This window comes from Desulfosporosinus acididurans (assembly GCF_001029285.1).
In the GTDB taxonomy this organism is placed as follows: domain Bacteria; phylum Bacillota; class Desulfitobacteriia; order Desulfitobacteriales; family Desulfitobacteriaceae; genus Desulfosporosinus; species Desulfosporosinus acididurans.
This window is the reverse complement of record NZ_LDZY01000011.1, coordinates 107649-133720: the sequence shown is the minus strand read 5'-3', so window position 1 is coordinate 133720 and position 26072 is coordinate 107649. Positions and strand designations below refer to the sequence as shown.

The window sequence follows — 26072 nt, the reverse complement described above, 5'->3', positions numbered from 1 at the left end:
TGCTTTAATCCATAGTTAGAAATAGAGCCTTCAATAAGCAGACATAGGGACAATTGGCTTCATCTAAGCTTTGTTTTAAACGTTCTAGAGCAGGTCTAAATCGAGCCAGAAGATTTTGCGATTCTTTCGGGGACAAGGAGCAATACTCTAAAACAAGGGGAAGGTAATCAGGAAGCTCCTTATCGGTCATTAACAATCCGGCGCCGGCATAGAATCCTTTTAGATCAGCCATAACTTGTCCGCGTTGCCGCTCATCGAGGGCAGACGTAAGATAAAGATTGACCTTTTCATGGAAGTCAAAGAGGTTTATATAGTCATCTATAATTGTCTGTCGTTCTTTCTGCTCCATGATTCCCATAAACTCCTGAAGAAAAAGAGCGGCTTCTTTGTTTTCCAGAGCAGAGGTTTCGCTTAAGATATCAAAGTCTAACCATTCTTCCGGATAACTGAAGAGAAGCGAGAGGATTTGAAATAGACGTTGGCTGCTATTCAGCTGATTGTTATTCATTAGAGGTACCTCTAAATGAGAAGAAGTCGCTGCTAAGGGCAGAATCTTTACCTGCACTGCAGGTTGAGCAGTCTTGGGCAAAGGAATATCCGGTTGTTCCTTGTTCAGCATAGAGATCGGCAAATTGTTCTCTATGTGCCGTAGGAATCACAAAACGGTCTGAGTATTTGGCGATGGCTAATAAATGATAAAGAGATTGCATTCCGCTTTCTGTTATCCCTAATTCGGCCGGAATTTGCAGCTCTCGTTCCTTATTGACATGAAGGTTACGCATATATTGACGCAAGGCCGTCATTTTTTTAAGCACCAAGCTGATTGCTTCACGGTTTCCGGCGGTCAGTAAATTGGCTAAATAATCGAGGGGGATGCGCATTTGGTCAATGGCTGGAAAAATATCCTGCGCACTATTTCCTTCAAAAGCCCGCATAATGGGACTTAAAGGAGGAATATACCAGACCATGGGCAAAGTACGATATTCGGGATGGAGGGGTAAGGCTACGCCATGCTCAATCGCTAATTGATAGATCGGTGATTTTTGGGCAGCCGCCAGCCAATCGTCACTGATGCCGTCCTTTTGAGCTTGAGTAATGACCTTGGGATCCCTGGGGTCTAAAAACAAACTCAAATGATTTTTGTAGAGGTCTGACTCATCTGAGGAAGCGGTCTCTTGGATACGGTCGGCATCATAAAGAAGCACTCCGACATAACGTACCCGTCCTGAGCAAGTTTCGGAACATACGGTAGGCAGTCCGGCTTCTAAGCGTGGAAAACAAAGGGTGCATTTTTCGGCTTTTTGGGTTTTCCAGTTAAAGTACACCTTTTTGTATGGGCAGCCGGACATGCAGAAGCGCCAGCCTCGACAGGCTTCTTGATCTACGAGAACGATTCCGTCTTCGTCCCGTTTGTAAATTGCGCCGGAGGGGCAGGAGGCAACACAGGCCGGATTTAGACAATGCTCACAGAGACGCGGCAAATGCAGCATAAAGGTTTCTTCAAAGGTAAAGCGGATCTTTTCTTGAAGTGTTTTGAGGTTAACGTCCTTTTTACCTGTAATTTGGGCACCGGCCAGATCATCTTCCCAGTTTGGTCCCCAGGTTAATTCCATGGTTTCGCCGGTAATTAACGATTGAGGCCGGGCAATGGGCTGGTGTTTTCGGCTGGGGCTATTGGTTAAATTCTCATAGTTATAAGTCCAAGGTTCATAATAATCATCTAAAACCGGAAGATCGGGGTTATGAAAAATGTTTAAGAGTTTCGTAAGCTTATTTCCGGCCTTCAACTCTAAGCTGCCGTTATTTTTCCTGACCCAGCCGCCCCGGTACTTATCTTGATTTTCCCATTCACGCGGGTAACCAATGCCCGGCTTAGTTTCCACATTATTGAACCAGGTGTACTCAGTTCCTGGACGATTGGTCCAGGTATTTTTGCAGGTTACACTGCAAGTATGGCAGCCGATACATTTATCCAAATTGATGACCATGGCAATTTGCGCTTTAATCTTCAAGCCAGGACACCTCCTCAAGTTTACGAATAACGACTTTCAGATCCCGTTGATTGCCAGTGGGGCCGTAATAGTTGAAACCATAACTAAACTGGGCGTAACCGCCGATGACATGGGTCGGTTTCAGATGAATCCGCGTCGGACTGTTATGCGTTCCGCCGCGTTCGTGACTGAGGGGTGAACCAGGTGTGTTTAAGGTCTTATCCTGAGCATGGTACATATACGTTGTCCCACGAGGAATGCGGTGACTAACGACAGCCCGGGCCACCACGACGCCGTTGCGGTTATATAATTCGATCCAGTCGTTGTCCTTGACGTCAATGGTGTCGGCATCTTCGTTATTGAGCCAAACTGTTGGGCCTCCGCGAAACAGAGTTTGCATGATGAGAGAATCGCCGTACATACTATGGATATTCCATTTTCCATGGGGGGTCAAATAACGTAATTGCAACGTTTTAGCAGAGACATCGGGAGCTTGCTCATGAGCAGCGAAGGCCAGATTGGGCAGTGCCGGTTTAAAGATAGGCAATCCTTCGCCAAATTCCAGCATGATTTCATGGTCGGTATAGAAGTGCTGGCGTCCTGTCAGCGTTCGGAACGGCACCAAGCGCTCAATATTCGTAGTAAAGGGAGAATACCTGCGTTTCCCCTGGGTGTTGCCGCTGAAAATGGGGGAAGAGATGACTTCCTTCGGCTGAGCCGTGATGCTTGCCAGGTTAAAACGCTCTCCGGCACGGTCCGAGACAATGTCCTGCAGGGAAAGACCTGTTTTTGCTTCTTCAGCCTGCCAAGCGCGCAAGGCTAAAGTTCCGTTAGTAGCACTGGACAGTGCCAGAATGGTTTCAACAGTCTGACGGTCAAATTCCAGACTAGGCCGTCCGGAAGCGACCCCATCTCTCTGGATAGTTCCATTGATTTTCTTGAGCTCTTCATACATGCCCTGTGGGGAATAGGATAAACCATGGGCTCCCAGGGGATTTTTCTCGGCCAAAGGTCCGAGAGAAATAAACTTGTCATAGATTTGCGGGTAATCCCTTTCCACAATCAGGAATTTTGGCATGGTCTGGCCGGGTATGGCTTCAATCTCGCCTTTCTTCCAATCTCTCACCTTACCGAAGGGCTGGGCGATTTCATCAGGAGAATCGTGAAGAAGAGGAGAAGCTACAATATCTTTTTTGCTGCTCGGCAGATAGGTTGCTGCAAGCTCGGAAAACCTCTGAGCTAACCCTTTGAAAATATCCCAGTCCGTCTTAGTTTCCCAGGGAGGGTTAATGGCAGGGTTGAAAGGATGAACAAAGGGATGCATATCAGTACTGCTCAAATCGCATTTCTCATACCAAGTCGCTGCCGGCAGAACAATATCTGAATAAAGAGCTGTTCCGGACATTCGGAATTCCAGATCGACCAGTAGATCTAATTTACCCTCAGGGGCTTGATCACGCCATCTCACTTCTTCGGTTTTAAGGGCCTGCTGATCATTTCCCAGGATGCCATGGGAGGTTCCTAAGAAATGTTTTAAAAAATAATCGTGACCTTTTCCCGAACTGGAAATAAGATTGGCCCTCCAAACAAACAATCCTCGCGGGTAATTGACAGGATTATCCGGGTCTTCAACGGCGAATTCCATTTTGCCGCTTTTCAGCTCGTTGACTACGTATTGCAGGACCTCTTCATTGGTGACAGCGCCTTGATCTTTGGCCTCATCAGCTAATTGAAGAGAGCTGCGATTGAATTGAGGATAGCAGGGCAGCCAGCCTAATCGTACGGCCAGGGCATTATAATCTGCTGGATGCTGATAACGAGGCTGCTTTATAGTTGCCGACGTCAGCTCTTGCAGAGGTAATTCTTCATAACGCCATTGATCTGTCGCGAAATAGTAATAGGACGTGCCATTCTGAAAACGCGGCGGCAGAGTCCAGTCTCTGGCAAAAGCCACGGTCTGCCAGCCTTCCAGCGGACGAACTTTCTCTTGACCGACATAGTGAGCCCAACCGCCGCCGTTGACGCCTTGAGTACCGGTCAGAAGAATGAGATTCAAGATGGCCCGGTAAGTGGTATCGGAATTATACCAATGGTTAATGCCTGCGCCCATGATGATCATAGACCGTCCTTGAGTATCGACGGCATTTTGGGCAAACTCCCGGGCAATTTGAATTACCAAATCGCCTTTGATTCCGGTAAATTGTTCCTGCCAGCCAGGCGTATATGGCTTTAGGTCCTGGTAATCGAGAGGATAATCTCCCGGCAAGCCGCGGTTGATTCCGTAGTTGGCCAGCATGACATCGTAAACTGTGGTTACATAAAGCGTTTTGCCCTGTTGTTCAATTTGTTTGACCGGTACGGAACGTCGGATAAGGGAATTTTGATGATCATCGAAATAGGGCAGATCAAGAGAAACAACCAGATCTTCCACACCCAGCAGAGACAGGGTCGGTTGATAGGCATGTCCCGCTTCGTCTTCCGGTTTCAGGTTCCAGGTACCTTCATTTTCCCAGCGGTGTCCAATACTTCCTTTGGGGATGACGAATTGTTGAGTTGTTTGATCCAAAACAACAGTTTTCCACTCAGCCTTGTTCAGAGGCATACCAAGATCTGAGGCTCGCAGAAAACGGTCTGCAACAAACGTGTCGTCTTTCTTTTCCAAGAGAAGCAGATAGGGTAAATCCGTGAATTTTTTAGCATAGTCTAGAAAATAATCGCTGGCATTTTCTATATAGAATTCTTTCAAAATCACATGAGTCATGGCTTGAGCCAAGGCGCCGTCAGTTCCGGGATTTACCGCCAGCCAATGATCAGCAAAACGAACCGATTCCGCATAGTCGGGACTGACGCTGACGACCTTCGTTCCCTTATAACGGACTTCTGTCATGAAATGAGCATCCGGTGTGCGCGTTAAGGGAACGTTGGATCCCCACATGATAATATAACCGGCGTTATACCAATCACCGCTTTCCGGAACATCCGTCTGATCCCCCCAAACTTGTGGAGACGCCGGCGGCAGGTCAGCGTACCAGTCATAAAAACTGAGCATGGGTGCTCCAATTAAAGATAAAAAACGTGATCCTCCGGCATAACTGACCATAGACATAGCCGGAATGGGGGTGAACCCGGCCAGCCGGTCAGGCCCGTAAGTTTGAATCGTATAAATCATCATGGCAGCGATGATCGTGCAAGCTTCTTCCCAGGAAGCTCGTACCAGACCGCCTTTTCCCCGAGCCGATTTATAGGCTTTGGCTTTTTCCGGATCTTCGACGATGCTTTTCCAGGCCAAGACAGGATCACCGGTTTTGTTCAGCGCCTCGCGCCATAATTTAAGCAATATTCCTCGAATATAAGGGTACTTAACTCTTAAAGGGCTGTAGGAGTACCAGGAAAAAGAAGCACCCCGCGGGCAGCCCCGCGGCTCATAGTCCGGCATGTCGGGGCTGGTTGCGGGATAATCCGTACATTGATTTTCCCAGGTGATGATTCCGTTTTTCACAAAAACCTTCCAGCTGCAGGAGCCTGTACAGTTAACCCCATGAGTTGTACGTACCTCTTTATCATGCTGCCAGCGCCGCCGATAGAGGGCTTCCCATTCTCGATCCTGTGAGCTTAGTTCACTCCAATCATTGGAATAGGTCTCTTTGGGTTGAAAAAATCGCAGTTTTTTCCCAAGAGGAGACAATTTCTTCTTCATTGATGTTCTCCTTCCGACAGTGGTATAGTTCGGGTAATACCTGAGGTAAACCTGCGGCTTCGCTTCCCCACGAAGTTTTGAGAGCTGAACTGCCTTTCCGGAGAATTCGCTCACTTCTGTGGGAGAAGATGCCTTTCATGTCTGTTGAATTCATGCGATGTTAGTGTCTTCGAGTACCAGCTAAGTTCTCTTTAGACCAGGTTTTTAACAAGAAGGAGACTAGAATGGCGATAACAGCCAGGACTACATAAACCCAGAAACCTAGAGCATAACCTTTTTTGCCATATAGGTCCGTGAAAATTCCCAATAGGGGAGGGACTACAAATCCTCCGAAAGCACCTAAGCCTCCAACCCAGCCACTTGCTCCGCCTGGGGCATTGGATACATATTTAGGTACGAGTTTAAAGACGGCGGCATTGGCTGTGCCCATACCAATACCAATAATGATTTCTCCCAGGAGGGCGAACCAAAATTGACTCGTAACGATAAGAATAAGGGCACCGATTAATACGATTAAATAACTGACAATTGCTGTGGACTCGCCGCCGAATTTATCACTGAGGTGACCGCCATAAACTCGGATAAATGAGGCCAGTATTGAAAATCCCAGGGCCATTAATAACCCGGCTTCAGTTACATTAATCCCAAAGTATTGGTTCCAATAGGTAGGAAACCATCCGGTTAAGGCTAAAAAGCCGCCAAAAGAAGTGAAGTAGAGGATCACTAACAACCAAGTCCGGGGATTTCGGGCTGAGATCTTGAGAGCTTCTTTGACTTGACCGGACGGGAAAAGCTCTTGTCCAAGTTCCTGAGCGGTTTTTTTGGCTTCCTCAGGCGTTTTCCCTTGCTTGAGTAATTGAAAATAGTAGGCGTCATGAGCAAATATGGCATAAATGACAGTTCCGATTAAGAGAAAAATGAACCAGGCAGCATAGGAACCGGTTAAACCCAAACCTACTAAAGCAAAAGGAAGAATAATTCCGAATAGTCCCGGGGCAGTATTTCCTAACCCGCCATAGGCTCCGAGAGCCATTCCTTGTTTTTTCTGAGGAAACCAATACGATGTCTGCGGAACGCCCACCGAAAAAGTGGCGATACCGCTGCCGCTTAAGAGGCCAAAGAAGAAGATAACAGGATACATTTTCAGTGTGATTCCTTGAGGGTAGTAGAGGACAAGAATAGTAGTCAACCCGGCCATTCCTAGAAGAGATAAGATTAATAAGATAATAAAGGGTTTTTTACCGCCAACTTTATCGACCCAAGCTCCAAAGGGAATTCTTAATAAGGAACCTGTTAGATTGGGAGCCGCGATTAATAATCCGAGAAGCAATCCCGGCATGTGCATGAGTTGATTGAAGTTTTTAGTAACCGGTCCGAAGAGCGATACCGCTGCGAAGCCTATAAAAAGCCAAAGGTTGCCATCGATAGTCCGCCCAGGGGATTGCTCTTTAGTTGAAGTCTGGTGCTTATTTCTTTTACGCTCATCTGCTATCTCTTCTTTCTAATGTTTCAGTAGTAGGGGATTTGCGATGATATAATGATCTACAATGAGCATTATTTAACAATGAGAACGGGGCAAGCCGCCCCATGGAGAACCCGTTGGCTAACACTGCCCATAAGGGAGCCGCTTATGGGACCATAACCCCGGCTTCCCATCACCACAAGGTCTATATGTTCTTTTTTTATCTCTTCAAGAATTGCTGTTGCAGGGTGACCAGGTACTTGTTTTTTTTGCACCAAAACATGTTCACAAGTTGTGCTGTTAAGGGTGCGAAGTAATGCTTGCTCTCCGCTAATATTGATCTGTTCTTGAGGTACCGGGACTCCTTTTGAGAGAACATATCCTAAAGCTTCTGGTGTAAATGTTACATGAAAAAGTTCAATTTCCGAATTGAATTGGCGTGCCATACCTACGGCTATGGCAAACGCTCTGTTGGAATTTTCCGAGGCATCTGTAGGCATTAAAATTTTTTTAAACATTGAAACCCCTCCTCAATTGAACTAATGAATCCTTTCACTTTAAGATTTAACTTATACCCAATATCGAGGATAACTGCGATTTGGTGAAAGATTGTTAGTTATGATTGCGATTGCTATTAGAATGATTACTCCGGCCGCAACTGGAGTCAGTATGTATTGAGGCGTGGCTTTATTTAAAATTGCCACGAGGGCAGTTGCCCCACCAGGCGGGTGCGTGGTTTTGGTAATGAGCATTACGCCAAGAGCAATGGCAGTCCCTAAGGCTGCAGACCACCAAGTTAAACCAAAAAATTGATAAGTCATAACACCGATTGCAGCCGATAGAATGTGCCCGAAAAAGACGTTGCGCGGTTGAGAGAGAGGAGCATCAGGTACTCCATAAAGTAAAACTGCGGAAGCACCAAAGGAGGCCACTAACATGGGCATGTTATAGACCATAGACAAGATAGCTACTACTCCAATTCCCAAAAAAGTTCCCATCCAGGAAATAAAAATGTCAAAGGGCGGGGGCGATTGTAAGGGTGCGGTTCTGGGGTATCCTCTCATTTTTAAAAAGTAATTTAGAATGGGGTGGACCTTATGTTCATAGGCAGCTGTTGAATCATTTTCTTGCTCAATTGGAAACAATGATAACCAAACCTCCTGTTCTATATTTGATTTATAGAATAACTTAAAACATAACGTTTTGTAGTGACTTAGATCACAATCTCACATGCCAATTTAGGTTATCATTTAAATTAGTAAAGCGAGTGAAGTTAACGAAGGGCCCATCCCCACTTATCGAAGTGGGGGTCTTAAAAACTGGATCAACGAATTTCAGTGATGAAAGGAAATGTTCATATGAATACAAATGCTCTGGTTAAAGATACGCTTTTTAAAATGATCAGGTATTTTGGCAATGATGTTAAACGAATTAATCACGCTATGAAAGTACATACCTTTGCCAAGGCTATCGGAGAAAGTGAGACGATTAGTGATAACCAGCTTCAGCTTTTGGAAGTGGCTGCAATATTACATGATATTGGGATAAAGGAGAGTGAGCGAAAATACAATTCATCATCGGGAACACACCAAGAGATTGAAGGTCCCCCTATAGCTCGTGAACTCTTGTCAGATTTCCAACTGGAAAGTGAAATTGTTGACAGGATTTGTTATCTTATTGGAAATCATCATACATATAGCAATGTAGATGGCATTGATTTCCAAATATTGATAGAGGCGGATCTGCTGGTAAACATTTTTGAAGACAGTTTGAGTGAACAAGCAATTAAGCTCTTAAAAGAGAAATACTTTAAAACAAAAGCCGGAATAGTAATTTTGGAATGTATGTACGGAGTTCATTAGGGGATTCAATGGCTTACAAGGGTCTTCAGCAATGAATGATAAAAAAAGCTTCCTTACGGGTTTAGAGCAAGATCACAACCTGTAAGGAAGCTTTTTTATCCAATTGTTAGGCGGCCGTTGCAAAATGACTATCGAAGCCTCTATGTTCAGCTTTAACTGAACGAGGGACTGCCTGCACGAGACAAGTATGAGTACCATATTATGGTAATGTGATAATTGGAGGTGATAAAATGTTCGGTTTTGGACCATGGGGTTGGGGGTTTGGCTTTGGATTCCGTCCGTTTTGGGGAGGATTTTGGTGGTAAATCACCAAAACTTGATTATTAACATCTATCTTATTAGTAACTTTGATTTTGTTTGATAGGAGGAAAATTAAATGGCGTTTGGAGCAGCAGGTTGTGGAACAGGTGTTGGTTGGGGTGCTGGTATCGGGATCGTTGTAGTGATTATCTTATTATTAATTGCTCTAGGTATTGTCTTTTAAGAAAATTTAAAAGGGGGAACAACAAATGTACGGTTATGGTGGATATGGCTACGGTGGTTATGGCGGAAGCTGTATTGGAGCAGGAATTATTGCAATTGCAATTCTTATTTTAATCGCCCTGGGTGTAATCTTCTAGAATAATCTTACTCTGATGGAGATCACAACAATAAGAATATCAATGTCTCAGAATAGCCGGCCATATTATTATGGTCGGCTCAAAGCGTGCATAATTCATTATTCTTTACAAGACGAACAAAGCTCCAAGCGATGTTAGATTTTGCACCTTGAATTTTATGTTTGATTCAGGTGCTTTTATGTTTTTCGAAATTTGAAGGACCAATAACTTTCAATTTATTTTTACTGTTTTACCATAAATTCTTAATGAAAATTTCAAACTATTGTTTTATAATGAATTCCTTATTTGAATTAATATAAACGGAAATTAAAAGAGAGGATTTGAAAATGAAAAAGTTAACAAAGTTAGTTACCTTTTTTACTTTGATAATAATTGCTTTTAATATGCTTCCGCAGACAGTATTAGCTGACACGGCTTTTCCAACTAGAATTTCTGGGGCCACCCAATATGACACTGCGGCCCAAATAGCCGATCAAGGGTGGGGGACTTCAGGTTCGAGTGCTGCTGTATTAGCGGCAGGTATGACCGGGCCAACCTTAGTAGACGCTCTTTCCGCCGGATCTTTAGCTTCAGCTTTAAATATCCCTATTATTTTAACACAGGGAAATACTTTAACCCCTATTGCAGCCAATGAGTTGACAAAACTACATGTTACAAAGGTTTATGTGACGAGTGGAATTGCAGTTATCCAACAACCTGTTTTAGATGCGCTTAAAGCATTGAATATTTCGGTTGTACCTTTAGGCGGATACGATGCATCGGAAACGTCTGTCAATATTGCCAAAGAAATGGCCAAATCAACTTCGATCAATGGAGTTGTCTTAACTGGTGGTTCAGGCGCTGATGCCATATCTGCAGCTTCCATTGCAGGAGCAAAAAAGATGCCAATTCTTTATACAGATAATCAAGCTTCTCTGCCAAGCAGTATTAGAACCTATTTAACGGGAATTAGCAGGGTGAAAAATTATTATATAATCGGTGGAACTGCGGTTATTAGTAACGCCGAAATGGCTCAATTCTCCGCCAACTCTGTTCGTTATGCTGGTTATGATGCCTATGACACTAATCTTTCAGTGCTTCAAGGTTTTGATGCTGATATCAATTATGCCAATATCTTTGTTGCTAACGGCCGAACTCTTGTTGACGGATTAGCAGGCGTACCTTTGGCAGCTGGCCTGAAGGCCCCAATTGTTTTAACAGATGGAACTAATGTTAAAGCCGGAGATTATGTCCATAGCAAACTGACCTCGACTAGTGTGGTAACTGCTTTGGGCGGTCCAGCAGTAGTTTCTGCCCATGCATTAAATGCAATATCAGCTGGCTCTTCAGCTGCTTCAGTGGGGGTTACGCCAGTGACTTCAACAAATCTTCCAGCCGATACGCAATATTCCGGTAATTGGGCGGGATACATTGACACGCCTTATTTCGGCAGCGGGTATACCGGTATATCAGGCGCTTGGACAGTGCCTAATATCCCCGGCAGTGGACAAGATGCATCTTCAGCACAGTGGATTGGTTTAGGCGGAGTAAACTCATCAGACCTTTTACAAATGGGAACCATGGAAGAAATAATCAATGGGCAAGCTGTTGCAGAAGTGTTTTGGGAGCAGTTGCCTGCACCTGCTCAAATTGTGATGACTGTCCCCATTGGTTCTACTATAAAGGCTAATATTTCCCAATCGGCTGATTCAAGCACAATTTGGGATTTAACATTTACAGTAAACGGCAAAACACAATCTGAATCAATTCCTTCCGTGACACTTGCTCCATCCTATATACAGGGAATTGAAACATCGGCTGAATGGATTAGCGAAGATCCTTCAAACGAATATAATCAATTGTACCCTTTGGCAAATATGGGTACTGTATCGTATCAGTCTGCCACAGTAAATGGTCAACCATTGTACTCCGCAGGTCATGTTGAGCCAGTTGCTATGGTATCACAAAGTGGATATTTAATGATTGCTCCTTCCATATTAGGGGCGGATGGGCAGTCATTCTCAACATCGGTAATAAGTACGATGAATAATACAACTTTAATTCGTTGGAAGGGTAATCAAGGTAATCCAAGATCTCAAGTAAACTTAGGTCAAAAGGTTTTATAATAGATAGAAGAGCATAACCATTGATTCAATTGAGCTATGAAGCATACTTTTGCCGCATTTATAATTGAATTAGGCTTGATTTTTCGTCTTACAAGCTATCTCCTTGTATTATAAATCAAGGAGATGGCTGCTATTTTATCCCATTATTTCTTTGCCAGGTTATAAAACATAGTTAATAAGCCAGACTAACTATTATAGATCTAGCCTGGAGGATAAGTGGTGTTCATAAAACGAAAAAATCTAGAAGCTGGTTTATTAGTACTGTTAATATTTGGTTCCTTAATGTTTTTCTTAAAAGTCTCAAGTATACGTTACCAAAGGATTTCTTTAAAGCCCAAACTAGTTGTTCCCAAAGCCGATGCTTCTGGTTTAGCCGCCAAAGAAAAACCAATTTTGACGTTTGGAGTCGTTAGTGATATTCATGTTCAAGCAAAGAATAATAAGGCGAAGTTGAAGTTCGTAAAAATGCTGAGTGATATAAAAGAACACCTCAATATTCATACTTTAATTATTAATGGCGATTTAGGAAATGGAAGTTCATCCGATTATGCTGCCCTCCGAAAACTTCTAGTTTCAGAGGCCAATAACCTGAAAACATTCTATACGATTGGGAATCACGAATTTTATCAAGCTTACGTCAATCCGAAAACCAAACGTTGGAGTCCTAAAACCTTTCCGAATAATGAATCAGACCATACAGCAATCAACAGATTTTTAAGTTATACTGGACAATCAAAAGTATATTATGACCAATATATTTCCGGGTATCATTTTATTTTCCTTGGCTCGGAGAAATCGGCAATGAGCGGAGGAAAATACAGGGACAAGACATATCTATCAAAGACACAAATAGCTTGGTTTCAGAAAAAGCTTAAAGAAAACTATGTTCCCCATAAGCCAATCTTTGTTTTTTTACATCAACCCTTTCCCGCTGCGACTTCGGGTAAATGGTATCGTTCGATACATAATTATGTATTACAGGAGGATCAACTCAGAACGTTATTAAGTAACTTTCCGGAAGTAATCGTATTCAGTGGTCACACCCATTGGCTCTTGGGACAAGGGCGTGATATTATGCAAGGACCGTTTAACGTTGTCAATGATTCCTCTGTAGAAATGCCAGTAGATCATAACGGTGTGAAAGCAGCCAATGAAAGTGAAGGTCTCAAGGTGACAGTTTACCAAGATCAGGTAGTTATTCAAGGAAGAGATTTTGCAAATAATACTTGGATTACCAAGGCAAGATACAATATCAATTTATCTAAGGAATAATCATAACTCGGTCAGTGAACTCGCTTACGCTAAAGCTGAACATCGGGGCTTCAGATACAATAATGTCCAGTGGACATTATTGCCGAGCCGCCTTTCCCAATAGGAATACTTAGCGGCGAAGGAGGACCCCCGCCCCCACTTACAAGAAGTGGAGGTCTTAAAAGATGGATAAAGGCGGTCTCACTCCACTATACTAGTTAAGCGAGACCGCCTTTGGCTTATATTTGGGAAACCTTGCGGGATGCACTCACAGCAATCCCTAATTCAAGCATATTCTGGATACGTGCTTCAATTTCTTGGCGCTTTCCTTCTATAGCTGAAAAATCCATAGCTGCAATGTAGTAAGACTCCATTAGGTCATGGGTTGCTTTGGCACGGCTTGAGTTTTTAATTGCTCGTTGAATATTTTTATTTACACGTTCGCGACAATCTTCAATATCGCTGGAGAAATTATTGAGTCCTGACATGTCGACGCTCTGGTCAAAATCCAAGGTAATTTGTTTACAATTTAACTGAGGTGTATATTCGTAAGGCTCGGAAACCACACACAAAGCTTTGTGTAAATCTGGCATTATAATGAGGTCCAGCTTTGCAGGATCAAGAGTATTGTGGTAATACTCCACGTTTAAACCATAAGTAATTGCTCTTTCGGCAATTCGCTTTAAAAACGTCGATTTTCCAGTACCAGGCTGGCCTTTAAGAAGATAAAGGGCAGAAGTATCCTGTAATAGAGTATCAATAAATTGGGTTTTGCCTTGAGGCGTATGTGCCCAGGCAAAAAGGTGACGTTCTTTACCATGACCGGTGTTGCCTGAGCCAAATATATCATTTTCGACACTGAGAGTCATCTGGTTAATCGCATGCCAATTTTGGTGCTCTTTGACATAAAACTCCCATTCATCCATAGCTAGCTGGGCTTCCATTAAAGCGTAGTAAGATGCCTGGAAATAGCGCCCAACCTGGTAATTGCACCGCATAATTTCAGGTTTAGCCTTTTGAATTATGTTCTCGTCCCAATAGTCTCCCAAGTTGATAATCTCATCGACTGCCCCAGGATTTTTCGGATCGACGATATGTGGAGCGGTTCCGTCCAAAAGTGCAACTCCCAGAGCGGGAATTACTAAGCCATCGATTGAATTGTTGTCGGAGGAACAGCAATGATATTCAATGTCATAGCCAAGCTTTGAAATATTGTCGGCAATTTTTTTCATAAATGTTGATTTTCCGACACCGGGTCCGCCTTTGATTATAAAAATATGTAGTGCATTTGGCTCGATAATGTAATTATAATAGGAGAAAAAACCTTTTGACGTTACAGCACCTGGGAACATTTTCTTCACGACTCTTTTTGGCATGTTACTTCTCGCTTCCTTTCTGAAACATAAGCCTTTCGGTCAAAGTATTGTATGCAGGAAAGAAGTAAAATGCTAAAAAGAATTTCTTTCGCTGACATGTTAAAAGCCGCCCCACAGCAAGGGCGGCTTTTAGTCTTTTTCATGTCTTTTTTAATCTCTATCTTTATGAATCCTCTGCAATTAGAATACAATAAAGTTTATGATTTTTTGTCAGCTAAATTTTAAGAAGTTATCAAGATTGTCTCGATGTTCAGCTTTAGCTGAACGAGTTCACTGCCGGCCTTGATCTTTATATTGGCTAAACTTAATTTTGACAAGTTTTTCGTTCTTTTTTATTTGATATATTTTATAATAAAAGGGCTTTGTCACAATAACCAGATATATACAAAAATACAAAAAATATAAAAATAGCAGCAGTACGAGAAAGGTAGGGAAATCGTTTGCATCTAAGTAGCTCTTTCAAAGATAGTCTTGTAGTTTTATCAGCTGTATTCCTTTTAATAATAAGCAGATTGCTGAGTAGTTTGGTTTACTTAGTAATTCAGCCGAATTATTACCTAACTATGCATACTATTCTTGAAACATTCAGCATTGTTGTTTCGCTTACCATATCATTTCAATGTATTATTTTGTATCCCTATACGAAATCTGACAGACGACTATTTCTTGGTATACTCTTTTTATTAGTGGGACTTTTTGATATGATGCATACCTTATCGTATAAAGGAATGCCGTTTTTTGGTTTATCGATAACAGGAGAAAGAGCAACATATTTTTGGTTAATAGCCAGAACTACCCAGGCTATAGGATTAGTATTATATATTTTAAATCGTAGCCCTAGAAAAAAAGTAATTTTAACTTTTGGGTTAACATATTTACTAACAGTATGTTTTATTATCATTAAATTGGGCCATCTTTTGCCGCCGATGTTGAATAAAGCCGGCGGTGTAACGGGATTAAAAATTGTAGCAGAATACATTATCTGTTCCCTGGATATAATAGCAGCCATTTTTTTGTGGTCAACTAAGTTTTTAAATGATAGAGAAGAAAGCAAATATTTGATTTATGCCTTGTTTTTAATGTTGTTTAGTGAATTCACCTTTACGTTTTACAAAAATGTATATGATATCGATAGCTTTTTTGGACATGTCTTCAAGGTTATTGGTTATAGCTTTTTGTTAAGAAGTATCCTCGTTAGTAATGTGAAAATACCCTTCATTCGTGAAATTATATCAAAACACAATTTTGACAAGGTATTCCAGTTTGCCCCCGTAGGACTTGCGATTTTAGAGAAATCAACCCATGAGTTTTTAGAAGTTAATGAATCTTTTAGGAACTATTTTAAAATTCCTCTCGGAGACATTATTGGAAAGACACTTTTAGAGATAGGATTATCCGAACACGAATGGCATAAAGTGATTAAACTTATTCAGGAAACTAATTACGGAGTATTAGAATCAAAGAATTTAGAAATAGTCCTTAATTCTAAGGAAAATATTGCCGTTCTAATATCTATTGGAACGATTAATTTTAATCACAAAGAGTGCTTTTTATGTTCTTTTACCGATATAACCAAACAAAAGCGTTTGCAAGAATCGCTGAGAATGTCTGAAGAACGTTTACTCAAAGTTTTTAAGTCCAGCCCAAGTATGATCTCGATTGTTAGAAAATCAGACAATAGTTTAATAGATGTTAATGATCAATTTTTAAGCAAGAGAGGATTCTTGCTTGAAGAAGTAATAGGGAAAACACTAATAGACTTGGGCTTTCCCCAAAAAGAATATAACGACCTTCTGGATCTCCTCAAGAATAGGGGGTTTATTACAAATTACGAAACAAAAATGGCTAAAAAGGATGGGCTTAAAGGTTCCATTCTTGTTTCAGGGGAATCTGTGAACATTAATGGTGAAGAATACATTATTTTTTCCACATCGGATATTACAGAATTAAAAAGATTACAAGCTGAAATATTTCATTTAGATCGTTTAAATCTTGTGGCTCAAATGGCTGCCGGAATTGGTCATGAAATAAGAAATCCAATGACGACAGTTCGAGGTTATCTGCAGCTATTAGGGGTAAAACCAGAGTATAGCTCTCAAAAATCAATTTTTGAATTGATGATTTCAGAACTCGATCGAGCTAATTCAATAATCTCAGAGTTTCTATCACTTGCCAGAACGAAAAAAGCGGAACTTGAGCTTCAAAATCTAAACGATATCTTAAACAACTTGTACCCTCTACTAGAAGCCGATACGTTTAATCAAAATAAGCAGATCGAATTTGTTCCCGGAACCATCCCAGATATCTTAATTAATAAGAAGGAAATAACACAATTGGTGCTTAATCTAACTCGCAATGGACTCGAGGCGATGAAAGAGCGCGGTCGTCTGAGGATTACAACGATTTCAGAAATGGATCATGTTGTCCTTACGGTAGAAGATGAGGGATGCGGTATCTCGAATGAAGACTTAGCTAAGCTAGGAACTCCGTTCTTTACTACGAAGGATTATGGGACCGGTCTTGGAATAGCAACATGTTTTAAAATAGCCCAAAATCATCAAGCGAAAATAGATATTGATTCTGGCTCACAAGGAACAAAATTCACTATTACATTTCCGCTACCACTTGAGCTAATGGCCGGAAATCAAAAGGCTGTTTAGAATATTTGCTATTTTTTGATTTAATGTTATTGGTAAGTTTTAGGGCTAGTCTGCATACTATTGAACAGGAATAATTGGACAAGGGGAGATAGTATGGATTTAAGTTATACATTTCCAATCGTATTAGGTTTAGGAGCACTTCATTCATTAGAACCGGGACATGGTAAGGGATTAATAACTGCTTATCTTGTTTCAACCGGGGCGAAGGTTAAGGATGCCGTAATGATAGGTTTAGTTTCTGCTCTGGCTCATACCTTATCTATTGTTTTATTAGTCATATCCACTTCCTCCGCTTTAAAAGTTATTATGCCGCAAAATCTAACGTATTGGATCCAATTGCTCTCAGGAGTTGGTGTAATCTATATAGGATTAGATATGATCGTTAAATGATTATTTCCGAACAACGACTCAGACAATGGTTGCAGCCATCATCATCATTATATGGGTCACCACCATCAGAAGCATTGTAATCATGATGAACCTATATCATTAAAGACGGGGAATTCCTTACGGAACCTTTTCTTAACGGGATTTTTCATAGGACTGGTCCCGTGCCCCAGCGCCCTGGCTATTCTGCTTGCAGCAGTTTCGGCTAATAGAATACCATTAGGATTAAGCCTTGTGGCTGCTTTCTCCATCGGAAGTGCTCTTACAATGGTTACCATAGGCTTATTAGTAGTAAAAGCCAGCAGTTCATTTAAACGGCTCGAAAAGGGTTGGGTCATTAATAATTTATCAATGGCATCATCTTTACTGATCTTGTTTCTCGGTGCGGCAGTTATGTTACAATCAATTAACCATATTTAACCTAACATATTTTGATTTTTTTCATTGCGAAAAATTTTTACAGCCGGCTATTTCTGCCTGCCAATATTTGGGCCTTCCAGCAAAACTCAAGCCTCCAGCAGATATTACCATTAAAGGACGCAAGTGTTCTGGAAATGCCTGTGGTGATATCGGGAATTGTACTGCCTATGTGGGCAATCTTCTTTTGAATTTTGACTATAACGCCATGAGCAAGATCCTCAAAGTGACTGGCAGTTTAAGGTCAAGGATGGAGAAGCACTTATCGGCCTTTCGGATTATGGGCAAAGCAATATAGTCGATATTCTTTATTTAGAGCTTCCTCAAGAGGGAGAGTCCGTTGGCAGAGGAGATAAGCTTGGATCCGTTGAATCCGGAAAATGGGTTGGCAGTCTGCGGGTGTGCACATGTTTATGCTGAAAGGAAAAAACGAAGCCAGTGACTTTAGCACTGGCTTCGTTTTTTATCCGGTTTTAAGCCCCTCACTTCTATAAGTGGGGGTGGTCCTTCGTTAACTTCAGGGCCTAGGTATTTTTATGGATGTTTACAATCTGATTTTCATTGACCATATAAAGATTTCCGTAATTGAGGACGATCATATTGTATACGAAATTAGACAATAACTAAATATATTGTCTAATAAAGAAGGAAAGTATCTAAATATAGCGAATAATAGAAGGATAATGAATAAGAGAGTGATCGATTACTCTCTATTTAAAGCGACCCTTTCCAAGTAGCGCTATTCTTAGATGTGAGAAAAGAATGCGTTTTAAAAATTCAATAACATAGCAAACAATAAATTTCTTATTTATGATCAGGTTGATCAGGAGGTGATTAGACATATCAATTGGTTTGTTACTTAACTTGTATCATGATAGCCGAATTTATGTAATGAGTTTACAAAATGCTTCTGTGCGGTCCAGTTTAAGATAGCGATCCTTCTTGAGGAACAATTAGTAGTAACGGTACTGGAACTTTTTATACTTGATTGATGTAGAAGTGAATTATTAACTTTCGAGGAGAAATATACTATGTTTAAATTCAAAAAAATAGGCACAAAGATCATGGCTTCATTTGGCTTAGTTCTTTTAATATTTATTGGAGTAACCTGCTATTTGTTTTATATGGCCAATGCCGTTAAGAACAGTGTACATAGTTTTACAATCAGTGATACAGTTGTAAGAGGACTTAAAGATATGGGGACAGATCTGGATGGAGCGGACAGCGCCTCGATGAATCTCGCGTTCTATAATGATACGAAATATATTGATTCATTTAACCAGCAAGTCGATAAGTTTAATACAGATAAGGAGAAAATTCAAAATTTATTTGTTACTCAAAATAGTCGAGATACATTTGCCCGGATTATAGCCTTACAAAAAGACTATGTTGATACGTTTCATAATCTTTTTGTACCTGCTTGGAAGACAGGAAGTAAGGATAAATTAATGATTGCGGATGCTGCTTTAGGCAGCAAGATGGATACACTTGATTCGCTTGCCAGAGGGATTATGCAAAAACATGAGAAAGAGTTGCTTGCACAAAGTGATAAAATTGACGCCGAAATGATCGGGTTCATTTACACGTTATTATTCGCTTTAATCGCAGCAGTTATTGTTGGAATAGTAATTGCAATATTAATAGGACGGGGTATAGCGAAACCGATTATCACTTCGACAAGATTTGCGGAACAAATTGCTGCGGGTAATTTATTGGCAGAGCCGATTGATTTTAAACTTCAAGATGAAGTTGGGACATTGATAGAGGCACTGAATACAATGCAAAGAAATTTAAAAGAAATGGTTCTTCGATCCATCACTACCACAGAAGAAGTCAATACAGCTGTAACAAGTTCAGTTGAAGCCGTAAATAATGTTGCCAGCAGTTCTGAAGAAATCGCTGCTTCAACCGAACAGATCGCTGGTGGATTTCAGGAAATTGCTGCAGCCGCTGAAGAAATCTCGGCCTCCAGTGATGAACTAAAAAACTCAATTTCAGAGTTGAATGACAAGGCCAGAGGAGGAAATATTGAAGCGCAAAATATTGAGGCACGCGCGCGTGCCTTGAAGAAAGAGGCGCTGGATGCTCAAGCTAAGGCAGAAGCTATATACGAGAGAGAAAAAAGGGGACTAGAAAAGGCAATAGAAGAATCCATAGTAGTTCAGAAGATAGGCGAACTGACAAAGGGGATTTCTATTATTGCCGATCAGACGAATTTGCTTGCCTTAAACGCAGCTATTGAAGCGGCCAGGGCGGGCGAAAGCGGGCGTGGCTTTGCGGTAGTAGCTGATGAAGTTCGAAAATTGGCGGAGCAATCTTCCCAGACGGTAAAGGAGATTGAAGAACTAGTCGACAAAGTGATTCAAGCGCAGACGGCGCTTTCCGTTGGCGCAGAGAATACCCTTCGATTTATTAATGATGTCGTTACGCAGGATTATAAAAAAATGATGGAAACAGGCAATCAATACGAACACGATGCGAGCAGTGTGCTAAATATGACTGATGAATTTGCAATGATAGCTCAGGCACTATTCAATATGGTTAATGCAGTAGCTGTTGCAATAAATAACGTAACACAGACAATCAGCCAAGGTGCGGCGGGAGCAGAAGAAGTTTCTTCGGCTGCAGTAGGAGTATCCGAAGAGCTTGAAAAAATCAATCAATCTATGGGAGAGCTCGGAAGAAATGCTGACGCGTTAGCTAACACAGTCGGTTCTTTTGACGTCTAATAATACAGAAGCAAGAGCTCTCAGGTCGCTGGCGAGGAATATATTTTTGTGAGTTTGACGGTCTGAGGGATAGCCACTCACTTCTATAAGCGGGTGGGGCCTTCGTTAACTTCAGGTGGGGTAGAGTCCTCCTTCGCCGAAAATAAATACTTTTCGCATGACCGCTTATTTGTTATTATTATTCTGAAATATGATCTGAATTATGAACATAGGCGTGGCAGTATCTTTGCTTGATTGGGCTGGGATAAATTCTCCCGGTCTACGCTACCTTGAGTTCAGAAGAATAACCTTAAGAGTTCACAATAATTCAGATCACAGCGTAATAAAGGATGAAAATACTTGAAACTTATTATCTCACCGGCCAAGAAAATGAATATAGACGCTGATTTTCTTCCGCCCCGCAATGCCCCTGTATTTCTCGAAAAAGCCCAAAGGCTGAAAGAATATCTGCGAAGCCTCACATACGAGGACCTTAAAAAGCTGCTTTGTTGTAACGATGAGATAGCAAGGCTGAATTATGACCGTTATCAAAACATGGACTTGTGCGGTTATACAAACCCAGCCGTTTTAGCTTACGATGGTATTCAGTACAAGTACATGGCACCACAGGTTTTTGAGTACGACTATTTTGACTACATCGAAAGTCATCTGCGGATTTTGTCCGGATTTTATGGGATATTGAAACCTTTCGACGGTGTTGTTCCTTATCGCTTGGAAATGCAGGCCAAGTTGAAGACGACATTTTGTCAAAATCTCTATGACTATTGGAAAGATGATATTTACCGGGACTTAACCCAGAACGATACTACGATTTTGAATCTTGCTTCGGCTGAGTACAGCAAAACAGTTGATAAATACTTGAGTGCCAACGTTAATTATGTTACCTGCAAATTCGGTGAGCTGATCAACGGTAAACTTATCGAAAAGGGAGTATATGTGAAAATGGCCCGCGGAGAAATGGTGCGTTTCATGGCTGAAAATGCTGTTGAAGATTTAGATAAAATCAAAGAGTTTAATAGACTTGGTTTTGTGTATAACGATGAGCTGTCGAATAGCAGGACTATAGTATTTTTAATTAAACGGAGCTCGGATTAGGCGTAGTCGAACTGTGAAAAAATAGGAATAGTTTAACACCTAGATTTCTAGATTTATAGATATTGATGAAGAAAATAAAGGCAAGACACGAGAAGGAGCGAAGTTATTATTTCGCTCCTTCTCGTGTCTTGATAAGTGCTGCTCACGTTTTGAAATGGATTTGTACTTTGTCGTTGGACGAAACCTATTGTTTTTTAGAGTGATAGATTTGAATGAGGTTTTAGTTAATGATTATGACGGCTATCTTTATAATTTGCAGCTTCCGTCATGCAGCCGATCTTTGATCTGAAGTCTTAATAGATCAGCTGATACCTGGCAGCTTCCATCCTGCTTCTGATCCCTAATTTGATCCTTTGTCTGATCATGGAGTCTGATTCGATCTTGGTTTCCCCCTGTTTTAGCAAACGCAACAGGAACCATTATTACTTGAGACAGCATGACTATACTTAGGACCGTTAAAATAATTTTTTTCATAAATTTACGCTCCCTTTTAAATCTTTTGTATACTCCACAGGTCAGCGGCGCCACTGACCTGTGGTTCTATTATATATTACGTAGGGGAGAGAGCTTTTTAGTAGGTGTATTTATAAAAATATGCAAAAAATTTACAGACAAGGAATCTGCTACAATTAATGAATAGTACATTTAACTAAATCCTGCGCATTTTTTATCAAGATCTTTAAGAGAATTTGGAGATAGAAAACGTAGTAGTCTATGAAAGGAGATGAAAAAATGGTCTTTTCAGAGAGTGAGCTCATATCTGAAATAAAAAAGCGAAACTTAAACGCTTATAGGGACTTAATTAAAGAATACACTAAGCCTGTTTATTATTTAACCTATAATATTTTAAACATCGGCAACAGCAAAGAAGACATAGAAGAGTGTGTCGCCGATGTCTTCTTTGAGGTCTGGCAAAAAATCAACGAATTTGACAGCGAACGAAGTAATTTTAAAACTTGGATTTTAATCCTTACAAAATATAAGGCCCTTACTTATAAGCGCAAATTTAAAAAAAGTCACGTCGAAAACATTGATGATTATCAGCCTGAAGAGCCGAATACCGTTGAAAAACAGATCATCGACCGGGAAACGCAAAAAAAGCTGCTGGAAACAATCAATAGCTTTAACGAAACGGATAAAGAACTATTTATCCGCAGGTATTTTTGCAACGAGAAAATTAGCGACATTATGCAGTCCTTGGGGCTAAGTCGCTCGGCGGTTGACAACAGGCTGTTACGCGGCAGAAAGATAATTAAGGAGGTTTTGGCTTATGACTGAAAAGCAGATGCAGGAACTGATGCAAAATCTGGATAATGATCTCCTGACCGAAGAATTGGATGAGTTAATGAGCGGCATGGACATTGACCTGGATTCTATTACTAAAAAAGCGTTTACTAAGCTAAATAAGGAGCAGTCAAAAATGAAACTGAAAAGAAAAAGAATTTATCCTATTGCAGCAGCCTGTTTAATTATAGCGATCGGCGCATCGACCGCCTATGCCGGAGAAATTTCGGATTTTGTCAAATCGTTTTTCAATCAAAAAGTAGTTTATTCAACGGTTGCCGATGGAAGTGCTTACTATTTGAAATCCCCTGTGCAATTGGCTGAGGGAAGCAAACTAGAGAACGTTATCTTTACAAAGGATAAATTGGAAATGAATTTAACGTATCCTTTAAAAGAAGATAAACTCCCTGAAATATCCGTTACTACCCAAAGCGGCAAACTATATAAACCGGGCGGTTACAGTACTGACAATGGTCAACTGTCCATCAGCTTTTGGAATGAAGCGGAGCAGAACTATGTGTTCACGCCCTCACAGGAACTAAAATTAATGATCGGCGGAAAAAATTATACTATTCATTTAACAGGAGGTACGTCCGTAGTTGGCAGCGGAGAAATTATACCTGCTGAAAAATCGAATATCGATTGGGTAAAGGTTGGTTATCAGAAAACGGCTAAGGGTGTGCAGATTTTAACGAGTTTTAATGACCAGGATCTTAAATTGGAGAGCATTGGAGAACCAGCGCAAAAAACTGCGACAGATACGTTTAAAAATGAAAATGGCACTACATGCGGCGGGACTTCCTCGATGACTAATCCTCTCCTTGGTTATGATAAACATAACCATGTTTATACGTTCACCGAGGCTAAAAACGCTGTTGGCAGACCTGTTACTCAGTTCGAATCCCAGGCTCCTGCCGGTCAAGAAATAGATTTAAAAATCCCAAGTCTGCTTGTTGGTTACGAAAAGACCCTTGGTCATCTTGAGGTACCAATTCCGTCGTTGAATGAAGAAAAACAAATCGGCCAGGTAATCGACCTGAAATTGCAAAAAATCACCTTGAAAAGTATAAAAAGAACCTCCGCAACGACTGCCGAGTTGAAATTTGCATTGAATACAGGAAATAACCCAGGGGTTACTGTCCGTGATGCTAATCTTTACAGTAACGATGTGCAAAGCGGCAACAGCATTTGGCAAGGTGACGAATGTACAATGCGTATCAATTTTAATGAGAAATTGAAAAAGGCTAAGTTTGACGTGGACTGGCCGACGTTTGTAGTTAATGGCAATTGGACTCTGAAAATTAAATAATCGTTCAAGGTAGAAGCCGGCTACACGTTGCAACCGGCTTCTTGGAGGTATGCAACGTATGTCGCACCACCTTCGTATTTTGCTTCCTGAACCTACAATTATGCATCGTTCTCTTTAACAAGGCATCATAGTTTTTCACTCGGAAACATAAAGCCTGTGATTCTGATTTTTACAAAAATAAAAAGCTAATGGTGTTTATTTAAACCCATTAGCTTGATTTAGTCATGTTCATAGCTTCACCTCTTAGGCAATATGATTATTTAACTTAAATACTTTTTTTCTATTTAACATAGATTTTACTTCTTTAGTTGTCAAGGCGCTCTGTTGCCTGTAATCTATAATAACAACTCCATAGATAGCAATCATTACAATAATGCCCAAAATTCCTGATAGCATTTGAAATCCCCCTCGTAATTTTTTTGGTATTTCCTTTAGTTATAGAATAACACAATACCTAGGCTGTGTCATATTTGAATTATGTATTTGTCAAATAGTTTTTTGTTATGGCTATTTTTGCGGCATAGAAATTTTACACTCATACTTATCCCTGAAGTATCGAACACAGTAAGGACAATTAAAGCTTGTTTGCCATTAAAGCAATTGTTATTGGTATAATTTTTCATAAATATTCAAAAAAGGTAAGTAAGAGGACTTTTCGTAATTAGCTTATCTAATATTGCGGCAATAATAAAAAATAATAGTTGCTCTGATCATAAGGCCCCAATAGGTGATTCAATGCTTATATTATAAGCATTGAATCACCGCTTTCATTACAGATATCTAGTGTGCCGTCAATCATGGTGCTACCGATATCTCCACAAAATACATATTATTGCAGGATATCCTGGTAACACAGCAAATAGCCGATCTGACCCAAGAGGAAATAAACATAAAAAGCATTTTGCTTCCTGAACCTATATCTAGACATCGATTTGTTTAACAATCTTAACTGTTTTTCTCTCGGAAACATAAAGCCCTGCCAAAGTAAGGAGCACTCCCACAAAGGCAACCCATGTAATTATTTCATGGAGGATAAGAGCAGATGCCGCGATGGTAATGACAGGAACAATATAGATATAGACACTCGTTTTTACAGCTCCTAAAATACTAACAGACCAATTCCAACTGACAAAGCACACTGCGGAAGCCCCTAAACCCAAGAATAAGAGATTGAACATATTTTGTACTTTTGTAAACGCATAATAATCAAAATGAAAGGGTACAAAGAAAAGAGCTGGGATCATAAAAAGTAGTCCATAGAAGAAAACTTTGCGGGTACAGCCAATGGTATTATAGTGAAATCTGCTGATTCTGCGCATTAAAACAGAGTAAACTGCCCAAACAATCGCCGCAAGGGACGCTAATATATCCCCTAAAGGATTTACCCTTAAAAAATAGCTGCCATTGAGCATAACCAATACTATCCCGATGATCGCGACGATAAAGCCTATAAAAAACTCTGTGCGGAGATTTTCGCCCTCGAAAAAGTAAGCCAAAAGTGCTGTGAATAAGGGTGCAATAGAAACAATAATACCCACATTTGCTGCCAGCGTAAACGTAAGTGCGATATTTTCCAGAAGAAAATATAAGGTGACACCACATAATCCTGATAGGGCAAAAAGAAGTTCTTCCTTAAAGTCTTTAGTTTTCAAGCGATGGGGATAGACGAGAAATAAAGCTATGTAACCGATAATAAAACGGAAAAGTAATATTTCAATCGGGGTAAAGTCCTTCAGCAACAGTTTCGTGGATATAAAAGTTACTCCCCAAATCAGAATCGTACCGAGTGCTGATAAATGGCCGGCAACTAGTTTATGGTTCTCCATA

Annotated in this window: 22 protein-coding genes; 12 read left to right on the top strand and 10 right to left on the bottom strand. The window is 40.8% G+C overall.

Annotated elements, in window-relative coordinates:
• Positions 1–4: 4 nt before the first annotated feature.
• The 6 genes from narJ to DEAC_RS15735 form a co-directional block, all read right to left on the bottom strand.
• Positions 5–508: a nitrate reductase molybdenum cofactor assembly chaperone gene (gene narJ, locus DEAC_RS15760; RefSeq protein ID WP_047811028.1), complete on the bottom strand. Its 504-nt coding sequence runs from the start codon at positions 506–508 to the stop codon at positions 5–7.
• The gene (gene narH, locus DEAC_RS15755) at positions 501–2012 is read right to left on the bottom strand and encodes a nitrate reductase subunit beta (protein ID WP_047811027.1); all 1512 of its coding nucleotides are present in this window, start codon (positions 2010–2012) and stop codon (positions 501–503) included. Before narH ends, narJ begins: the two co-directional genes overlap by 8 nt.
• Positions 2002–5688: a nitrate reductase subunit alpha gene (locus tag DEAC_RS15750; protein WP_047811026.1), complete on the bottom strand. Its 3687-nt coding sequence runs from the start codon at positions 5686–5688 to the stop codon at positions 2002–2004. The genes narH and DEAC_RS15750 overlap by 11 nt, the downstream gene beginning before the upstream one ends.
• Positions 5689–5848: 160 nt before the next feature.
• Positions 5849–7033, bottom strand: a complete 1185-nt coding sequence (locus tag DEAC_RS15745; RefSeq protein WP_242847179.1) for an MFS transporter — start codon at positions 7031–7033, stop codon at positions 5849–5851.
• A 209-nt stretch (positions 7034–7242) separates the two neighbouring features.
• Positions 7243–7668, bottom strand: coding sequence for a universal stress protein (locus tag DEAC_RS15740; protein WP_047811025.1), 426 nt, complete (start codon positions 7666–7668; stop codon positions 7243–7245).
• Between the two features lie 51 nt (positions 7669–7719).
• The gene (locus DEAC_RS15735) at positions 7720–8286 is read right to left on the bottom strand and encodes an HPP family protein (protein ID WP_053006475.1); all 567 of its coding nucleotides are present in this window, start codon (positions 8284–8286) and stop codon (positions 7720–7722) included.
• A 204-nt stretch (positions 8287–8490) separates the two neighbouring features.
• On the opposite strand from DEAC_RS15735, the gene DEAC_RS15730 reads away from it, so the two are divergent.
• The 3 genes from DEAC_RS15730 to DEAC_RS15710 all read left to right on the top strand — a co-directional run bounded on the left by DEAC_RS15730 (position 8491) and on the right by DEAC_RS15710 (position 13009).
• A complete protein-coding gene (locus DEAC_RS15730; RefSeq protein ID WP_242847178.1) occupies positions 8491–9012 on the top strand; it encodes an HD domain-containing protein in 522 nt (173 codons plus the stop codon).
• A 946-nt stretch (positions 9013–9958) separates the two neighbouring features.
• Positions 9959–11737 (top strand): cell wall-binding repeat-containing protein, encoded by a 1779-nt coding sequence (locus DEAC_RS22330; protein ID WP_053006472.1) that lies wholly within the window; start codon positions 9959–9961, stop codon positions 11735–11737.
• A gap of 219 nt (positions 11738–11956) precedes the next feature.
• A complete protein-coding gene (locus DEAC_RS15710; protein WP_053006471.1) occupies positions 11957–13009 on the top strand; it encodes a metallophosphoesterase family protein in 1053 nt (350 codons plus the stop codon).
• 218 nt (positions 13010–13227) lie between these two features.
• On the opposite strand, the gene DEAC_RS15705 is transcribed toward DEAC_RS15710, so the two are convergent.
• Positions 13228–14364, bottom strand: coding sequence for a PRK06851 family protein (locus DEAC_RS15705; protein WP_047811022.1), 1137 nt, complete (start codon positions 14362–14364; stop codon positions 13228–13230).
• 440 nt (positions 14365–14804) lie between these two features.
• Between DEAC_RS15705 and DEAC_RS22865 the strand changes: the two genes are divergently transcribed.
• The 7 genes from DEAC_RS22865 to yaaA all read left to right on the top strand — a co-directional run bounded on the left by DEAC_RS22865 (position 14805) and on the right by yaaA (position 21652).
• The gene (locus DEAC_RS22865) at positions 14805–17024 is read left to right on the top strand and encodes an MASE3 domain-containing protein (RefSeq protein ID WP_083996215.1); all 2220 of its coding nucleotides are present in this window, start codon (positions 14805–14807) and stop codon (positions 17022–17024) included.
• Between the two features lie 93 nt (positions 17025–17117).
• Positions 17118–17414 carry a HoxN/HupN/NixA family nickel/cobalt transporter gene (locus DEAC_RS24270; protein WP_242847177.1) on the top strand — a complete coding sequence of 99 codons (297 nt, stop codon included), beginning with the start codon at positions 17118–17120 and terminating at the stop codon, positions 17412–17414.
• 51 nt (positions 17415–17465) lie between these two features.
• Positions 17466–17831, top strand: coding sequence for an urease accessory protein UreH domain-containing protein (locus tag DEAC_RS24265; protein ID WP_242847176.1), 366 nt, complete (start codon positions 17466–17468; stop codon positions 17829–17831).
• Complete coding sequence (locus tag DEAC_RS23335; RefSeq protein WP_152671421.1) at positions 17794–18126, top strand: lipoyl protein ligase domain-containing protein; 333 nt, start codon at positions 17794–17796, stop codon at positions 18124–18126. The genes DEAC_RS24265 and DEAC_RS23335 overlap by 38 nt, the downstream gene beginning before the upstream one ends.
• Complete coding sequence (locus DEAC_RS24810) at positions 18093–18248, top strand: glycine cleavage system protein H (protein WP_083996225.1); 156 nt, start codon at positions 18093–18095, stop codon at positions 18246–18248. Before DEAC_RS23335 ends, DEAC_RS24810 begins: the two co-directional genes overlap by 34 nt.
• A 611-nt stretch (positions 18249–18859) precedes the next feature.
• Positions 18860–20557, top strand: coding sequence for a methyl-accepting chemotaxis protein (locus tag DEAC_RS15685; RefSeq protein WP_047811021.1), 1698 nt, complete (start codon positions 18860–18862; stop codon positions 20555–20557).
• A gap of 339 nt (positions 20558–20896) precedes the next feature.
• Positions 20897–21652: a peroxide stress protein YaaA gene (gene yaaA, locus DEAC_RS15680; protein ID WP_047811020.1), complete on the top strand. Its 756-nt coding sequence runs from the start codon at positions 20897–20899 to the stop codon at positions 21650–21652.
• A gap of 246 nt (positions 21653–21898) precedes the next feature.
• On the opposite strand, the gene DEAC_RS15675 is transcribed toward yaaA, so the two are convergent.
• A complete protein-coding gene (locus DEAC_RS15675) occupies positions 21899–22126 on the bottom strand; it encodes a hypothetical protein (protein ID WP_047811019.1) in 228 nt (75 codons plus the stop codon).
• 240 nt (positions 22127–22366) lie between these two features.
• Here DEAC_RS15675 and DEAC_RS15670 point away from each other — a divergent pair, with 240 nt between their 5' ends.
• Together DEAC_RS15670 and DEAC_RS15665 are read left to right on the top strand one after the other, a co-directional pair.
• A complete protein-coding gene (locus DEAC_RS15670) occupies positions 22367–22930 on the top strand; it encodes a sigma-70 family RNA polymerase sigma factor (RefSeq protein ID WP_242847175.1) in 564 nt (187 codons plus the stop codon).
• The gene (locus tag DEAC_RS15665; RefSeq protein WP_047811017.1) at positions 22923–24245 is read left to right on the top strand and encodes a restriction endonuclease subunit S domain-containing protein; all 1323 of its coding nucleotides are present in this window, start codon (positions 22923–22925) and stop codon (positions 24243–24245) included. The genes DEAC_RS15670 and DEAC_RS15665 overlap by 8 nt, the downstream gene beginning before the upstream one ends.
• Positions 24246–24488: 243 nt before the next feature.
• On the opposite strand, the gene DEAC_RS23935 is transcribed toward DEAC_RS15665, so the two are convergent.
• Positions 24489–24641 carry a hypothetical protein gene (locus tag DEAC_RS23935; RefSeq protein ID WP_172408334.1) on the bottom strand — a complete coding sequence of 51 codons (153 nt, stop codon included), beginning with the start codon at positions 24639–24641 and terminating at the stop codon, positions 24489–24491.
• Positions 24642–25165: 524 nt separating this feature from the next.
• Positions 25166–26071 carry a DMT family transporter gene (locus DEAC_RS15660; protein ID WP_047811016.1) on the bottom strand — a complete coding sequence of 302 codons (906 nt, stop codon included), beginning with the start codon at positions 26069–26071 and terminating at the stop codon, positions 25166–25168.
• Position 26072: the final 1 nt, after the last annotated feature.

What these genes read in the sequence shown, in the direction of transcription:
- narJ (WP_047811028.1), bottom strand. Translation starts at nt 508, where the DNA reads ATGAATAACAATCAGCTGAATAGCAGCCAACGTCTATTTCAAATCCTC.
- DEAC_RS15750 (WP_047811026.1), bottom strand. Translation starts at nt 5,688, where the DNA reads ATGAAGAAGAAATTGTCTCCTCTTGGGAAAAAACTGCGATTTTTTCAA.
- DEAC_RS15745 (WP_242847179.1), bottom strand. Translation starts at nt 7,033, where the DNA reads ATGCACATGCCGGGATTGCTTCTCGGATTATTAATCGCGGCTCCCAAT.
- DEAC_RS15740 (WP_047811025.1), bottom strand. Translation starts at nt 7,668, where the DNA reads ATGTTTAAAAAAATTTTAATGCCTACAGATGCCTCGGAAAATTCCAAC.
- DEAC_RS15730 (WP_242847178.1), top strand. Translation starts at nt 8,491, where the DNA reads ATGAAAGGAAATGTTCATATGAATACAAATGCTCTGGTTAAAGATACG.
- DEAC_RS22330 (WP_053006472.1), top strand. Translation starts at nt 9,959, where the DNA reads ATGAAAAAGTTAACAAAGTTAGTTACCTTTTTTACTTTGATAATAATT.
- DEAC_RS15705 (WP_047811022.1), bottom strand. Translation starts at nt 14,364, where the DNA reads ATGCCAAAAAGAGTCGTGAAGAAAATGTTCCCAGGTGCTGTAACGTCA.
- DEAC_RS24270 (WP_242847177.1), top strand. Translation starts at nt 17,118, where the DNA reads ATGGATTTAAGTTATACATTTCCAATCGTATTAGGTTTAGGAGCACTT.
- DEAC_RS24265 (WP_242847176.1), top strand. Translation starts at nt 17,466, where the DNA reads ATGGGTCACCACCATCAGAAGCATTGTAATCATGATGAACCTATATCA.
- DEAC_RS15685 (WP_047811021.1), top strand. Translation starts at nt 18,860, where the DNA reads ATGTTTAAATTCAAAAAAATAGGCACAAAGATCATGGCTTCATTTGGC.
- DEAC_RS15675 (WP_047811019.1), bottom strand. Translation starts at nt 22,126, where the DNA reads ATGAAAAAAATTATTTTAACGGTCCTAAGTATAGTCATGCTGTCTCAA.
- DEAC_RS15670 (WP_242847175.1), top strand. Translation starts at nt 22,367, where the DNA reads ATGAAAGGAGATGAAAAAATGGTCTTTTCAGAGAGTGAGCTCATATCT.
- DEAC_RS15665 (WP_047811017.1), top strand. Translation starts at nt 22,923, where the DNA reads ATGACTGAAAAGCAGATGCAGGAACTGATGCAAAATCTGGATAATGAT.
- DEAC_RS23935 (WP_172408334.1), bottom strand. Translation starts at nt 24,641, where the DNA reads ATGCTATCAGGAATTTTGGGCATTATTGTAATGATTGCTATCTATGGA.
- DEAC_RS15660 (WP_047811016.1), bottom strand. Translation starts at nt 26,071, where the DNA reads ATGGAGAACCATAAACTAGTTGCCGGCCATTTATCAGCACTCGGTACG.